Source organism: Lysobacter sp. 2RAF19, assembly GCF_052115395.1.
Taxonomy (GTDB): Bacteria; Pseudomonadota; Gammaproteobacteria; order Xanthomonadales; family Xanthomonadaceae; genus Noviluteimonas.
In genome coordinates this window covers 410,051-424,072 of the sequence record NZ_JBFRGO010000003.1, presented here as the reverse complement: position 1 = coordinate 424,072, position 14,022 = coordinate 410,051, and the positions used below count along the sequence as shown (strand labels likewise).

The following is a 14,022-nucleotide window of genomic DNA, read 5'->3' as shown; positions in this document are numbered from 1 at the left end:
CGGGTGGGGTTAACCCGTCACGCCCCCGGCTTGGGCACTTCGATCCGGATCGCCGAGAGCTGCTCCGGGGCATACCCGATCTTGCGCAGGAACGGCGGCCAGCGCGGGTCGTCGCGCAGCGAGTCGGTCAACACGTCGAAGGCCACCGACGTCGCGGCCGGATCGTGGATGCGCGCCGCTTCGTCCAACCAATGGAAGGCGTTGTCGCGATCGACGCGGTAGCTGTAGGCGAGCGCGACCAGCGTGGGCTGCTGGTCCCCATACGTCCTGATCAGGCCTTGCAACGCCGCGTCGGATTCGCGCGTGCGGCCCAGCGCGTGGAAGGCCAGCGCGCGCACCTGCAGCCGCGAGGCTTCATCCGGTTCGCCGGCGATCTCGCGCAGCGCACCGGCGGCATCGCCCTTCCCCACCAGCAGCGAGACGGCGATGCCGTTGCGTGCGCCGACGAAGGCCGGGCTCAGGCGCAACGCGGTGCGGAAGTCGTCGATCGCCGAATCCCATTGCCGCGCGTAATAGCGGGTGATGCCGCGATTGTTGTAGGCGGTCGGGTTGGCGGGATCGTGTGCGACGCGATAGTCGTACAGCGGCAGCGCATCTTCGAAGCGGCCCACGTTGCTGAGCAGGATGCCGAGCGTGTTGATCGCCACCAGGTTGTTCGGTTCGATCTGCAACGCCCGCTTGTTGTAATCGGCGGCAGCCTGCGCGTCGAAGTCGAAGTCCGCGGCCAGGCGCGCCAGGCCGGTGATGGCGATGACGTTGCGCGGATCGATGCGCAGCGCCTTGTTCAGCGCTTCGCGCGCCAGCTTCGCCGCTTGCGCCGGCGGCATTTCGCTGTAGATGGACTGGTTGATGTACACACGCCCCAGGCCCGCCCATGCGCGCGCTTCGTTCGGCGCGATCGACAATGCCTGCCTGAACACCAGCAGCGCCTGCGCGCGTCCTTCCTTGCTCTGCTGGTCGAGCAGTGCCTGCGCCTGCAGCACCAACGGGTAGACCCGAGGATCCACGGGCGTCACGGTGGGCGCCTTGAGCAGCTTGATCTTCAGTTGGTCGACGACGGACGCGGCGATCTCGTCCTGCACCTGGAAGATGTCGTCGAGGCTGCGGTCGTAGTTTTCCGACCACAGTTGCGTGCCATCGGTGGCGCGCACCAGTTGCACCGAGATGCGCACGCGGCTGCCGGCCTTGCGCACGCTGCCCTGCAGGATCGACGCAACGTGCAGGCGGCGCGCGATATCGGGCACGGACAGGTCCTGGCCCTTGAACGCGAAGCTGGAGGTGCGCGCGATCACGCGCAGTTCGGGCACCTTGTTCAGCACGTTGAGGAGTTCTTCGGAGACGCCGTCGGAGAAGTATTGCTGCGCTTTGTCGGCGCTCAGGTTCTCCAGCGGGAGCACGGCGATCGAGGGGTCTTTTTCGATCGTCGGGATGCCGTTGTCGGCGGTGGTCGCCGCCGTTGTTTCCGAGGTGGTGCGGACGGTCTGCCACAGCCAGGCGCCGCCCACGATCACGACGATGGCGATCAACGACACTTCCAGGCGCGTGACTTTCTGTTGGCCGCGTTCGCCCTGGAACCATGCGACGACCAGGGTGATGAAGAAGCCGAGGACGGCGAGCGCCACGCCCACGCGCATCGGCATGGCGGACCAGCCATAGGTGCCGGCCAGCATGCCCACGCCCTGCAGCAGGGCCCATGCGACGGCGGTGTAGCCGAGCACCCATTGCGCGACTTTGCGTTTGCGGAGCTGGCGGATGGTCAGCATGGGGGTGTGCTGGGGGTCATTCGGACTGGAACGCAGCAAGCGGCTGAAACGGGCCGCGGGCTTTGGTGGTTTCCGTGTCGGCTCCGGGGCTCGAGAGCATTTCTCCAGTATTGGCGCGCCGCCCGAACGTCGAGGGTTCCAAATTTTTTTGGGAAAAAAATTTGAAACCCTCGACGCTGGGGCATTGACCTTGCGGGTCGCTTCGATCAGGGGGCTTTCGCTCGCGCGTTCATCGGGGGCTGCAAAGCACGCTTTGCAGGGGGCCGATTGTTTTCGGGGTAGGCTCTGCGCGAACTCTCGAGGGGGAAATCAATGACCCAGGTTTTCGTGAATATCGGGCTGAGTCTCGATGGCTACATGGCGCCGGAGGGCATGGCCATCGCGCATTGGGAGACGCCGGAGTACCTGGGCTGGGGCGCCAAGTGGGGGGCGTTGATGGGGTGGCTGCTCAAGCAGCAGGCCTTTCGCGAGAACCATGGGTTCGGCGCGGGGGGCGAGACGGGGCCGGTCAACGACATGGTGCGTCAGACGATGGAGCGCATCGGGGCGAACATCATGGGCAAGCGGATGTTCGAGCAGGGGGCGGCTTCGTGGCCGGAGGAAGCGCCGTTTCACACGCCGGTGTATGTGTTGACGCACGAGCGGCGGGAGCCGTGGGTTCGGCCGGGTGGGACGACGTTTTATTTCGTGAACGACGGGGCCGAGCGTGCGCTTGCGCTGGCGAAGGCGGCTGCGGGTGGGCGGGATGTGCGTATTTCGGGCGGGGCGGATGTGGTCCAGCAGTATTTGAAGCTGGGGGTGGTGGATGCGCTCGAGATTGCGTTGGTGCCGGTGATGTTCGGCGGTGGGCGGCGGTTGTTCGAAAACCTCGGTCCGTCGGTGCCTGGGTTCCGGATCGATCGGGTGATCGAGAGTCCGGACGCTACGCACTTGCGTTATGTGCGTGCGTGACTTGATTAAAAGCACTCCACCCTCGTTGGCGCGCCGCCCGAACGTGTGAAGTTCCAAATTTTTTTGGGAAAAAAATTTGAAACTCCCCACGCTGGGGCATCACCTTGCGGGTCGCTTCGATCAGTGGAGTTCGCTCGGGCGTTCATTGCTGGGTGCGAAGCACGCTTCGCACTAGCCGATTGTTTGCGGGCTCGAAAAGCTGCGCTCGATGCCGCTGCGCGGATCGACGAACGCGATCCGCCTGGCCAGTAGTTGCAGTGGCGCGGTGTAGTCCCCTGCCCCGCGGTGGCGCAGCGATGGATAGAGCGGGTCGTTTTCGATTGGCGCGCCCAGTGCGGCCATGTGCACGCGGAGTTGGTGCTTGCGGCCGGTGATCGGGGTCAGTGCGTAGTGCCAGTGTGTGTCGCCGCGTGCGATGACGTCGATCCGGGTTTCGCTGTTCGGCGGTCCTTCGATTTCCTGCATGCGGAAGAAGGGGTCGCCGGCGACGATGCGGCTGGAATGCGTACGGGGGAATTCGACATCGGGTAACGCGGGTGCGATGGCTTCGTAGTGTTTTTCGATGCGTCGTTCGCGGAACAGGGCCTGGTACAGCGCGCGGGTTTGCGGGTTGGTCGAGAACAACACCACTCCGGCGGTCTCGCGATCGATGCGGTGCAGTGGGACCAGGTCGTGGTTGCCGGTTCGGCGGATCAGGCGGCCCAGCAGGGTTTCGTGGACGTGCGCGCCGGTGGGTGCGACGGGGAGGAAATGCGGTTTGTCTGCCACCAGCAGGTCGGCGTCGGTGTGTAGTACGACTTCATCGAAGGGGATGGGCGCTTCGTCGGGGACTTCACGGTAGTAGTGGACTTCGAGGCCCACGCGGTACGGGGTGTCCGGCAGCAGCCAGGTGCCGTTGTTGTCGACGACACGGCCGCGTTCCATGCGTTCCAGCCATTGCGTACGCGCGATCGACGGGAAGCGCTCGCACAGGCAATCCAGCACGGTCGGCCATGGGCCCGGCGGGAGTTGCAGTGTGCTGGCCGGCAGACCGTCGAGGGTGGGGGGACGTTTGCGCATGTCGGAAGTGTGGCATCCGATCAAGAACCCGTATTTCCTACGTAGTTTTACGGAGGCGGAAAACACGTGGACTTAACCGCGCGGCTGGAACATGACCACGTCATGCGCGGCCCGGAGTCATGGCCATGAAACAGCGATTGCAACACGTCCTCGTGCTGGCCACCGCGCTCGCCCTGACGGCCTGCGCCAGCGATCCGGGGACCCGCGAAAGCCAGAAGCAAGGCGGTTCGGTCGTCGCCGGTGCGGTGGTCGGCGGGCTGGTCGGCAACATGTTCGGCAGCGGCACCGGCAAGGTGTTGATGACGGCGGCGGGCGCCGTGGCCGGCGGGTTCGTCGGCGACCATCTGTACAAGAAGCATGCGAAGTCCGAGTACGAAAAGGACGCCGCGCAGCGTGCGCTCAACAATGGCGCCTCCGGCCAGAAGATCACCTGGACCGACCCGCGCACGCAGGAGTCGGGTTACTTCGTCGCGCTGGATACCAAACGCATGTCCGATGGCCGGCTGTGCCGGGACTTCCGGCGCGGCCTCAGCGTAGGCGGCGAGCCGGTCGACGAGACCACCGGCACCGCGTGCAAGCAGTCCAACGGCGCGTGGGACGTCTGACCGAAGGAGTGGCGATCATGATCAAGCTGGCCCTTGGCTTCGCCCTTGTCGTCGCGGCCGCGCTTCCGGCGGCGGCGCAGGTCAAGCCGGACCCCCAACCGGCGCGTTTCGACGTCGCCGACGCCAATCACGACGGCAAGGTCGATCGCACCGAGTACGGCAACTACGTCGAAGAGGTGGTCCTGCTCCACGACGAAGATCGCGACGGCAAGTTGTCGCGAAGCGAAGTCGCCGACGCGCCCGACCCGAGCAAGTTCGACACGATCGACGCCAACCACGACGGCTTCCTGGCGCCCGAGGAAGTGACCGCCTACTCCGACAGCGATTTCAAGGCCGTGGACGCCAATGCCGATGGCGCGATCGATCGCACGGAGAGCGCGCAGCGGAAGTAACTACGCCGCGCGCGTGTTGCGCGACAGCATGTCGAGCGCGACCGCTTCGGCCGTGCGGATGCCATCGACGCCGGCCGACAGAATGCCGCCCGCATAGCCCGCGCCTTCGCCGGCCGGGAACAAGCCGCGTGTATTGAGGCTATGGCCATCTTCGCCGCGCGTGACGCGCACAGGCGAAGACGTGCGGGTTTCGACGCCGGTCAAAATCGCGTCTTGCATCGCGAAGCCGCGGATTTGTTTGTCGAAGGCCGGCAGCGCTTCGCGGATGGCTGCGATCGCGTACTCCGGCAGCGATTCCGCGAGATCACCCAAACGCACGCCGGGTTTGTACGAGGGAAGCACGTTGCCGAAGTTGTTCGACGCGCGGCCTTTGAGGAAGTCACCCACCAATTGTCCCGGCGCCTCGTACTCGCCGCCGCCGAGTTCGAACGCATGCGCTTCCCAGTGCCGTTGCAGTTCGATGCCGGCGAGCGGGCCTTCGCCGTAGGGCGCGTAATCCTCGGGCGAAATGCCGCAGACGATGGCTGCATTCGCATTGCGTTCGTTGCGCGAATATTGGCTCATTCCATTGGTGACCACGCGCCCGGGCTCGCTGGCCGCGGCGACCACCGTGCCGCCGGGGCACATGCAGAAGCTGTACACCGAACGCCCGTTGCGGCAGTGATGCACGAGTTTGTAATCGGCCGCGCCGAGCAGCGGATGCCCGGCTTGCGGGCCGAAGCGCGCGGCATCGATCAGGGATTGCGGGTGTTCGATGCGGAAGCCGATCGAGAACGGTTTGGCTTCGACGAAGACGCCGCGCGCATGCAGCATCGCGAAGGTGTCGCGCGCACTGTGGCCGAGCGCGAGTACGACGTGGTCGGCGCGCAGTTGTTCGCCGCTTTCGAGCGTCACGCCGCGCACGTGGCGCGTGCCGGCGCTGTCGGTTTCCACGAGCAAATCATCGACGCGCTGGCTGAAACGGATTTCGCCGCCGAGCGATTCGATCGTCGCGCGCATCTGCTCCACCATCGACACCAGGCGGAAGGTGCCGATGTGCGGCTTGCTGACGTAGGCGATCTCTTCCGGCGCGCCGGCGATGACGAACTCGTCGATCACCTTGCGCCCGTAATGCTTCGGGTCGCTGATCTGGCTCCACAACTTGCCGTCGGAGAACGTGCCCGCGCCGCCTTCGCCGAACTGCACGTTTGACTCGGGGTTGAGCACCTTTCCGCGCCACAGGCCCCAGGTGTCCTTGGTGCGTTCGCGCACGGCCTTGCCGCGCTCGAGCACGATGGGCCGGAAGCCCATCTGTGCGAGCACGAGGGCGGCGAACAGGCCACACGGCCCCATGCCGATCACGAGCGGGCGCAGCGGAAGATGGTCGGGCGCGCGCGCGACGAACTTGTAGTTGGTGTCGGGCGTGGGCATCACCTTGCCGCCCTCCCCTGCGCGCGCGTACTGCGCGGCTTCGGCGTCCAGGTGCAGGCGTTGCAGGATGTCGGCTTCGCGCGGGGTGTCGACGTCGACCGAATAGATCAGCACGATCGCGCCGCGCCGGCGTGCGTCGTAGCTGCGCTTGGCGACGGTGAAGCCGGTGAGCTCGTCGTTGGCGATGCCCAGCCGCGCCAGGATCGCCTTGCGCAGCGCGTCCTCCGGGTGGTCGAGCGGGAGCTTGAGGTCGGTCAGTCGCAACATGCGGCGGATTCGATTACGGGTTCGTGGCGGGCATTTTAGGCGGCAGGAGTCGATAACATCGTGTTTCCCGAGGAGACCGGCCATGCATGCACTGACTTTCTCGCGTTTCGGGGGACCCGAGGTCCTGGAATGGACCGCCCTGCCCGATCCGCAGCCCGGCCCGGGCGTTGCGGTCGTGCGCACGCAGGCCATCGGGCTGAACTTCGCCGACATCTATCGGCGCCAGGGGCGTTATCACTTGGCGGGGTCGCCGCCTTGGATCGCCGGTTACGAGGGTGCGGGGGTGATCGCTGCGCTCGATGCGCAGGATGTCGGCCGTGGGTTCGTGGTCGGGCAGCGTGTCGCGTTCGCCGACTGTGCGTTCGCCAATGCCGAATTGGTGGCGGTGCCGTTGGATCGGTTGATCGTGTTGCCCGACGACATGGACGCGGAGACGGCGGCGGCGTTGTTGTTGCAGGGGCTGACGGCGCAGTTTCTGCTCGAGGACAGTCATGCGGTGCAGGCGGGTGAGACCTTGTTGGTGCACGCGGCGGGTGGGGGTGTCGGGCAGTTGTTGGTGCAGTTGGCGACGGCGAAGGGGGCGACGGTGATTGCGCTGGCGTCGTCGGAGGAGAAGCGGCGGTCTGCGCTTGCTTCGGGTGCGCGGCATGCGCTGGATTCGGGGGATGGCTGGGTCGAGCGGGTGCGTGCTTTGGTGCCGGATGGCGTGGACGTGGTGTACGACGCGATCGGGCGGACGCTCGGGGACAGTTTGGGGTTGGCGCGGACTGGGGGGACGGTGGTGTTTTACGGGATGGCGGCGGGGGATCCGGATGCGGTGGATCCTCGGGTGTTGATGGATCGGTCGCTGACGTTGGTTGGAGGCGATCTTTGGAATGTGTTGACGACTGCTCAGGTGCGTCAGAAGCGGGCGGATCGGCTGTTTGATGCGGTGCGTGCGGGGCAGTTGCGGGTGGGGGTTGCTGCGCGGGTTCCGTTGCGCGAAGGGGCGAAGGCGCATGCGATTCTTGAGGGGCGCGGGAGTGCGGGGAAGGTGTTGTTGATTCCGTAGTGATGCGCGGCACTCCAGCATTGGCGCGCCGCCCGAACGTGTGAAGTTCCAAATTTTTTTGGGAAAAAAATTTGAAACTCCCCACGCTGGGGCATCACCTTGCGGGTCGCTTCGATCGGGGGCTTTCGCCCGGGCGTTCTTTGGGGGCTGCAAAGCGCTGCTTTGCAGGTAACTGATTGTTTTCGGGTTCGCGAAGAGCGGGGGCAGCCTAGGTTTCAGTTGCTGCCTGGATGGTCCGTCACTACTCTGGGCTTTGCTCAATGGGTCCCGAGGCCGGCAGTCATGGACGCAGTTGCTGGACGCGTTGCGAACCAAAGCCTTGGTGACCGGATCCTCAAGGTCAATCACGCTGGCGAGCAAGGCGCCATTTGCATTTACACCGGGCAGATCCACGCGGCTCGGCTGACTGCGCCTTCGATGATCGGGGAGCTCGTTGAGTTTCGCTCCCATGAGCAAGGGCATCGCGCGATCTTCTGGGCCGAGTTGCAGCGTCGTGGCCGGCCGCGTTGCCGCAGCTATTGGCTCTGCGGGATCGGCGGGTACGTGCTCGGGTTGGTGACCGGTCTCTGCGGTGCGGGTGCGATTGCCGCCACGACGGTTGCTGTGGAGCGCGTCGTCCTGCGCCATTTGCAGCAACAGCTCGTGGAATTGCACGACAACGACGCGCCTGCGGTTGCGGCGATCTCCGCCATCGTCGCCGAGGAGCAACAGCATCACGACCGCTCGGTCGCGCACGCGCAGGTCGGTAGCGTCTGGCTGAAGGTGCTGGGGCCGGTTGTTTCCGCCTCCACGGAGGCGGTCATTTGGATGGGTATGCGGTTGTGATGCCGGGGCCGTCGGGCTAACACACAGCTCGCGCGCACTGTTGGCAGAAGCGGAGGCTCAAATGATGCAGTCGAGCAACGCGATCATCTCGGTCATGCTCGCCGTTCCAAGCGCGGCGGAGGCCACGGCGTGGTATCGCCGGGCATTGGGTGCGGAAGTGTCGTGGGATCTCGGCTCGGTCGTCGGTCTGACGATTGCAGGTGCGCCGGTGTTTCTCGCTAGCGCCCTGTTGCAGATGAGTTCGCGCGACAACAATTCCGGTCCGTAGTCCTGCCCTTCACCGGGAACTTACGAACCCGGTCGCCCAATCGCGCGACGCGGCTGCGGGGAGGTGGTCGTGTTCGTTCGCGATCCCCCACCACTTCGGGAGTCTCCTCCATGAAAGTCCTTGCAACGACCTGCGCGGTCGGCTTGCTCTCCGCCGCCGTCGCCCTCGCCGTCCAGGCGGCGGCCGTGTCTCCGTCGGCGCGTGATGACCGCGCCGCCACGCACATCACCCGCGCTCCGAATGGACAAGCGCTGACCGCGCCGTCGCAAGCCGCGGCGTCGACCATCGTTTCCAACTTCCTGCGCGGCAAAGGCCACGGCGCCGGCGCCGTCAACGCGTTGCGCGTGCGCTCCGATGCGCGCGACAGCAAGGGCGTGCGCCAGTTGCGCATGCAACAGGAAGTCGGTGGCCTGGAAGTGCAAGGCGCTTACGTCAAGGCCGCGATCGGGCGCGATGGTCGGCTGCTGAGCGTGGTGGAAAATCTCGCGGCCGTTCCGGCCACCGGGCTGCAGGCGGCGCGTGTCGATGAAACTGCCGCGCTGCGCGTCGCGCTCGTCGCGCGCAACATCGCCGGCGCTGCGCCGGCGCGCGTGCAGAAGATCGGTGCCGCGACGAAGTTCGCGAAGACGCAGGGCTTCCATGACCGTCCGATCGTCACGCGCGTGGCTGTGCCGTTGTCCGATGGGCGCCTGCAAGTCGGGTTCCGCGTCGAGACCTGGCGCGAAGCCGGCAACGACCTAGTCGAAACCTTGGTTTCGGGCGACGGCCGCGTGCTCGATACCAGCCACCGCACGGCGCGCGACGACTATCGCGTGTTCACGGTGGATCCGATCAAGACGCCGCAAGCCATCATCAGCGGACCGACGAACTGGTTGTTCAACGGCAGCCACCTAAGCGACAACATCACCGGCAACAACGTCCATGCCTACCTGGACACCAACAACGACGGCCTGCCCGACGCCGGCGGCACGCGCGTGTCGAACCGGCGTTTCCTCGCGGTCTTCAACGCCGCCACGCAGCCCTTTGACGGCAACAACCCCGACGTCGCGGTGCAGAACCTGTTCTACCTCAACAACGTCATCCACGACCGTCTGTATGCAGCGGGCTTCGACGAAGCCGCGGGCAACTTCCAGGAAAACAACTTCGGCCTGGGCGGCACCGGCAGCGACTCGGTGAACGCCGAAGCACAGGACGGCGGCAGCACGGACAACGCCAACTTCGCCACACCGCGCGACGGACGCAATCCGCGCATGCAGATGTACCTGTGGTCTTCGCCGCAGCCCGATCACCAGGTGATCGCCGGCGGCGTGACCTACCCCGCACGTCGCGCGGAGTTCTCGCCGCCCTTCACGCCGACCGGCCTGCAGGGCACGGTGGTCGCCGCGCTCGACAGCGGCGGCACCAGCAACGCCGATGGTTGCGAAGCCATCACGACCAATGTCACCGGGCGCATCGCACTGGTCAATCGTGGATCGTGCGATTTCGTCGTCAAGGCGACCAACGCACAAGCCGCGGGTGCCGTTGCGTTGATCGTGGCGAACAACGTCGCCGGCGATCCGTTCGTCATGGGCGGCACGAGCCCGCAATTCCCCGCGGTCATGGTAACGCAGGCGGCGGGCGCCACGCTGCGCGCGGCCTCGCCGATCGCAGCGACGATCCGCGTGATCGATCCGCCGCTGATCCAACGTGATGGCGACCTCGACTCCGACATCGTGTGGCACGAGTACGGCCATGGCCTGACGTGGCGCATGATCGGCCGCATGGATGGCCCGCTGGGCGGCGCGATCGGCGAAGGCATGAGCGACGTGCTGTCGGTCATCGTCAACAACGACGACAAGGTCGCCGAATACGCCACGGGCCTGGCGAACGGCCTGCGCAGCGAACCGTACGCGAACTACTCGCGCACCTACGGCGACGTCCAGGGCACCGAAGTGCACTTCGACGGCGAGCTGTACGGCGCGATCGGCTGGCAGGTGTGGAAGAACTTTCAGGCGGCAGGGTTCACCGCCGACCAGACGCTGGCGGTGCTCGTCGATGGCATGAACTACACGCCGGCAGAGCCGACGTTCGAAGACATGCGCGACGGCATCCTCGCCTCGCTCACCGACGTGGGCCAGGAATGCCTGGTGTGGCGTGCGTTCGCGAAGTACGGCGTCGGCGTCGGCGCACGTGGATCGGCGCGCGGGACCAAGGTGGTGATTCGCGAATCGTTCATGCTGCCTGCGGTGTGTGCGGCGCCGAAGTAAGCGACGGAAGCCGTTGCCAAAGACGGCAAGTGGCTGAGACGGTACATTCGGGGCGACGGACACGACCGTCGCCCCGTTTATTTGCCGTACCCGCCAGGGAGGCCCGCGATGCGCACGCGTGAGATTGCTGCCTGCTTGCTGTTGACGCTGATGGCCCTGGCCGCCTGCCAACGGCACGGCGACGGCACGTCGGCGTCCGGCGCGGCAGACGAAGGCGACCCGATACCGCAGCGCTTCCGCGTCAACGTGTTGAAGCCCGTGAGCGTGGTGCCCAGGCCCTGCAGCTTCACCGTCACCTATCTGGGCGCCTCGATGCTGCTGGTCGATGACGGTCAAACGCAGTTGCTCATCAACCCGTTCGTGAGCCGCGCCACCGACGCGACCACGCGCGCCGATGACGCGCGCATCGACGAAACCTTGGAAACGGTGCAAGCCACGCGCCTCAAGGCGATCTTCCTCGCAGGCGCGAACGATCACATCCGCGACGCGGCCTACATCGCGCACAGGACCGGCGCGACCGTCTACGGACCGAGCGCATCGCTCGAGGTCGCGCGCGCCGACGGCGTGCCGCAACAACAACTCGCCGCGTACATCCCGGGCGGCGCCATCGAGGTCGGGAATTTCCGCATCGCGCCGATCGCGTCAATGGCGGCGCCCGTGCCGAAGGACACGTCAGGCCGAACACCGCCCGGCGGCAGCGCCACCGATTTCCTCATCCGCAGAGGCACGCGTTCGATCCTGGTCAAGGCGTCGACGAACTTCGTGCCCGGCGCGCTGGATCACGTGAACGCCGACGTCCTGTTCCTTCCCACCGGCGGCCTGGCCGAGCAAAGCGACTCCTTCCAGGACCAGTATTTCCGGCAGACCGTCGACCAGGTGCATCCGGAACTCGTGATCCCGTTGCAATGGGACGACACCGCGCGGCCGCTCAGCCACAAGCTGAGGCTGGCGGAGGGAACGCCGGCTGCGTTCGATTTCCTGATCGATCGCCTGCGACAGCACCGGATCAAGTTCGGGTTGCTGCAGGGGTATCAGACGACGGAGTTGTTTGACGCGAAGTCGTGTCCGGCTCCGCTCACTCCGCAGGGTTGAACAAGTCCAACCGCGGCTTGTAGACCGCACTGCTGCCGCCGAAGGCCCCCACGACACTGTGGAAAATGTTGTCGTCGCCGAAGGGCGCCTTCGCTCGCATGTCCTCGGCTGACACCTGCCTGGAGGCACTGAACCCGGGCGACATCCAGACGATCAACGGCACGACGCGTTGGACATCGGGCGCGATCGCATTCGGAACGCCGTGGAGATAGAGGCCGTGTTCTCCCAACGACTCGCCGTGATCGGAGATGTAGAGCATGGTGGCGTCGCTCTCCGGCACCGCCCGCAGGATCCCGATCGTTTCGGCCAGCACGTGATCGGTGTAAAGCAGCGTGTTGTCGTAGGCATTGACGAGTGAAGCGTGGCTGCACGCGCCCACGTCCACCGATTCACAGACCGGCTGGAAACGCGCGAATGCCGCTGGCACCTTGCGGGAGTAGCTCGGCCCGTGACTGCCGGCCAAGTGCAGCACCACGAAGATGCGTCGGGACGTGGCGTTCGACAACATGTCCTGCAGCCCATGGAGCAGCACCTCGTCGTGGTCGAGATGTTCGCAGCCATCGCCGGTGCACGTCTTGCGGATGTCCTCCGCACGCTGATACAGCCCGACTTCCAGCGGCGGCTCGCCCCAGTTGTTGGAGCGCCAGACGACTTGCACACCGTAGCGCTGCAGATAACTGGGCAACGTTTCCTGACCGACACGCGCCGACGCATCGCTGCCCATCGGCGACAACATGCAGCGGATCGCTGCGATCGTGTACGTGGCGCATGCGCGCGCATCGGGCAGCGCGATCACGCCGGCCCTGGCGAGTTCGGGATTCGTATCCCTGCCGTAGCCATAAAGTGAGAAGTGGTCTGCGCGCGCCGATTCACCGATCACCAGCACGACGATCGTCTTGCGTGCCGCATGCGTGTCGTCGACGAAGTGCAGCGGCGGCAACGGCGCCTGCCGACGATGGGCGGCAGCGGTGTCCTCCAACAGGCGCGCGGAGTTCGCGAGATAAGCCCACGGCAACATCAACCCGCCCAGCTGCCTGGCATGTTTGTCGAACCAGAACCACGTCGGCGAACCTGCATACACCACGACGCATCCGAGCACGCCGGCGACCAGCAGCACGCGCAAGCGCCTGAGCCGCGTGGAATCGACGATCGCCGTCCGGGCGACGACCCATGCGGGGAGCAAGCCCAACACGAGCAGGTACGCGACGAGCTTGGGATGGAAGAGCTCGAAGGCCTCTCCGCGGTCGACGTCGAAGACGTTGGCCATCATCGTCTTGTCGAGCAGGACGTTGTAGGTGTCGATGAAATACAACGCGAGGGCGTTGGCGATGAGCAGGAGGATGCATAGGGCTTTCATTGCCCGGAGGGAGAGCAGCGAGACTGCGGTGAGCGCGATCACCAGGAGGATCGCTTGCAGGAGGGTCAGGACCAGGAGCGCCGAGATCCCGGACCAGGCGGTGGCGTGGAGGGTGGAGAGGGCGAAGGTGTAGAGGGGCCAGGCGAATAACAATAGATTCGCGGCGGTTGAAGCTGCCAGGAAGGGAGGGTAGCGGCAGGTGAAGCGGTTGGGGAACGACCGGTTCATGCACTCGCCTCGAGCGTGACGCTGACCATCAGGGGCCACCGTTCAAGAGCGTTACACCATTATTGGCGCGCCGCCCGAACGTGTGAAGTTCCAAATTTTTTTGGGAAAAAAATTTGAAACTCCCCACGCTGGGGCATCACCTTGCGGGGTCGCTTCGATCGGGGGCTTTCGCTGGGGCAGTCATTGGGGGCTGCAAAGCGAGCTTTGCAGGGAGCCGATCGTTTCATGGAGGTCAGGGGTGAGCGATGTTCAACAGTGCTAGCTGTGCAGATTGAGCGCAATGGCCGCGCCCTGTCGCGCCCCGCGTTGCTGAGTGCGTTGCAAGCGAACGCCGGTTTCCGGAGCAGTGCCAACACTCAACCAAGCAACACAACGAGGAGTCAATTCAGATGCCGCGACCAGTCAGTCAACTAATCGGAGTCGCAGGTAAAGTTGCCAAGGCAGGCGCCTATACCGTGGTCGATTACACGGGGCCCGTCCAAATCTACGACAGTAGTTGGCGAACGGA

Annotated in this window: 12 protein-coding genes; 8 read left to right on the top strand and 4 right to left on the bottom strand. The window is 65.4% G+C overall.

What is annotated here, in order from left to right; all coding sequences use genetic code 11:
• Positions 1-17: 17 nt before the first annotated feature.
• Entirely contained in the window at positions 18-1,763 is a 1,746-nt protein-coding gene (locus AB4059_RS13490; RefSeq protein ID WP_498979551.1) for a tetratricopeptide repeat protein, read from the bottom strand.
• Between the two features lie 312 nt (positions 1,764-2,075).
• On the opposite strand from AB4059_RS13490, the gene AB4059_RS13485 reads away from it, so the two are divergent.
• Positions 2,076-2,714, top strand: coding sequence for a dihydrofolate reductase family protein (locus tag AB4059_RS13485; RefSeq protein WP_498979550.1), 639 nt, complete (start codon positions 2,076-2,078; stop codon positions 2,712-2,714).
• A 171-nt stretch (positions 2,715-2,885) separates the two neighbouring features.
• Here the strand turns inward: AB4059_RS13485 and AB4059_RS13480 are convergent, their stop codons facing one another.
• On the bottom strand, positions 2,886-3,773 hold the full coding sequence (locus AB4059_RS13480) for a pseudouridine synthase (protein WP_498979548.1): 888 nt from the start codon (positions 3,771-3,773) through the stop codon (positions 2,886-2,888).
• A 125-nt stretch (positions 3,774-3,898) separates the two neighbouring features.
• Here AB4059_RS13480 and AB4059_RS13475 point away from each other — a divergent pair, with 125 nt between their 5' ends.
• Both AB4059_RS13475 and AB4059_RS13470 read left to right on the top strand, forming a co-directional pair.
• Positions 3,899-4,378: an RT0821/Lpp0805 family surface protein gene (locus AB4059_RS13475; RefSeq protein ID WP_498979547.1), complete on the top strand. Its 480-nt coding sequence runs from the start codon at positions 3,899-3,901 to the stop codon at positions 4,376-4,378.
• A gap of 17 nt (positions 4,379-4,395) precedes the next feature.
• Entirely contained in the window at positions 4,396-4,770 is a 375-nt protein-coding gene (locus tag AB4059_RS13470; protein WP_498979546.1) for an EF-hand domain-containing protein, read from the top strand.
• Here the strand turns inward: AB4059_RS13470 and AB4059_RS13465 are convergent, their stop codons facing one another.
• On the bottom strand, positions 4,771-6,447 hold the full coding sequence (locus AB4059_RS13465; protein ID WP_498979545.1) for an NAD(P)/FAD-dependent oxidoreductase: 1,677 nt from the start codon (positions 6,445-6,447) through the stop codon (positions 4,771-4,773).
• 82 nt (positions 6,448-6,529) lie between these two features.
• On the opposite strand from AB4059_RS13465, the gene AB4059_RS13460 reads away from it, so the two are divergent.
• The 5 genes from AB4059_RS13460 (at position 6,530) to AB4059_RS13440 (ending at position 11,929) form a co-directional block, all read left to right on the top strand.
• Positions 6,530-7,498 (top strand): quinone oxidoreductase family protein, encoded by a 969-nt coding sequence (locus AB4059_RS13460; protein WP_498979543.1) that lies wholly within the window; start codon positions 6,530-6,532, stop codon positions 7,496-7,498.
• 282 nt (positions 7,499-7,780) lie between these two features.
• Positions 7,781-8,323 carry a demethoxyubiquinone hydroxylase family protein gene (locus AB4059_RS13455; protein ID WP_498979542.1) on the top strand — a complete coding sequence of 181 codons (543 nt, stop codon included), beginning with the start codon at positions 7,781-7,783 and terminating at the stop codon, positions 8,321-8,323.
• Between the two features lie 61 nt (positions 8,324-8,384).
• Positions 8,385-8,591 (top strand): VOC family protein, encoded by a 207-nt coding sequence (locus tag AB4059_RS13450; protein WP_498979540.1) that lies wholly within the window; start codon positions 8,385-8,387, stop codon positions 8,589-8,591.
• Positions 8,592-8,701: 110 nt separating this feature from the next.
• Positions 8,702-10,837 (top strand): M36 family metallopeptidase, encoded by a 2,136-nt coding sequence (locus AB4059_RS13445; RefSeq protein ID WP_498979539.1) that lies wholly within the window; start codon positions 8,702-8,704, stop codon positions 10,835-10,837.
• A gap of 108 nt (positions 10,838-10,945) precedes the next feature.
• The gene (locus tag AB4059_RS13440) at positions 10,946-11,929 is read left to right on the top strand and encodes an MBL fold metallo-hydrolase (RefSeq protein ID WP_498979538.1); all 984 of its coding nucleotides are present in this window, start codon (positions 10,946-10,948) and stop codon (positions 11,927-11,929) included.
• Here AB4059_RS13440 and eptA read toward each other — a convergent pair.
• Entirely contained in the window at positions 11,913-13,514 is a 1,602-nt protein-coding gene (gene eptA, locus AB4059_RS13435; protein ID WP_498979537.1) for a phosphoethanolamine--lipid A transferase EptA, read from the bottom strand. The two genes, AB4059_RS13440 and eptA, sit on opposite strands and share 17 nt — an antisense overlap.
• Between the last annotated feature and the right edge of the window lie 508 nt (positions 13,515-14,022).

Coding starts and splice junctions, on each gene's coding strand:
- AB4059_RS13490 (WP_498979551.1), bottom strand. CDS start 1,763: ATGCTGACCATCCGCCAGCTCCGCAAACGCAAAGTCGCGCAATGGGTG.
- AB4059_RS13485 (WP_498979550.1), top strand. CDS start 2,076: ATGACCCAGGTTTTCGTGAATATCGGGCTGAGTCTCGATGGCTACATG.
- AB4059_RS13480 (WP_498979548.1), bottom strand. CDS start 3,773: ATGCGCAAACGTCCCCCCACCCTCGACGGTCTGCCGGCCAGCACACTG.
- AB4059_RS13475 (WP_498979547.1), top strand. CDS start 3,899: ATGAAACAGCGATTGCAACACGTCCTCGTGCTGGCCACCGCGCTCGCC.
- AB4059_RS13470 (WP_498979546.1), top strand. CDS start 4,396: ATGATCAAGCTGGCCCTTGGCTTCGCCCTTGTCGTCGCGGCCGCGCTT.
- AB4059_RS13465 (WP_498979545.1), bottom strand. CDS start 6,447: ATGTTGCGACTGACCGACCTCAAGCTCCCGCTCGACCACCCGGAGGAC.
- AB4059_RS13460 (WP_498979543.1), top strand. CDS start 6,530: ATGCATGCACTGACTTTCTCGCGTTTCGGGGGACCCGAGGTCCTGGAA.
- AB4059_RS13455 (WP_498979542.1), top strand. CDS start 7,781: ATGGACGCAGTTGCTGGACGCGTTGCGAACCAAAGCCTTGGTGACCGG.
- AB4059_RS13450 (WP_498979540.1), top strand. CDS start 8,385: ATGATGCAGTCGAGCAACGCGATCATCTCGGTCATGCTCGCCGTTCCA.
- AB4059_RS13445 (WP_498979539.1), top strand. CDS start 8,702: ATGAAAGTCCTTGCAACGACCTGCGCGGTCGGCTTGCTCTCCGCCGCC.
- AB4059_RS13440 (WP_498979538.1), top strand. CDS start 10,946: ATGCGCACGCGTGAGATTGCTGCCTGCTTGCTGTTGACGCTGATGGCC.
- eptA (WP_498979537.1), bottom strand. CDS start 13,514: ATGAACCGGTCGTTCCCCAACCGCTTCACCTGCCGCTACCCTCCCTTC.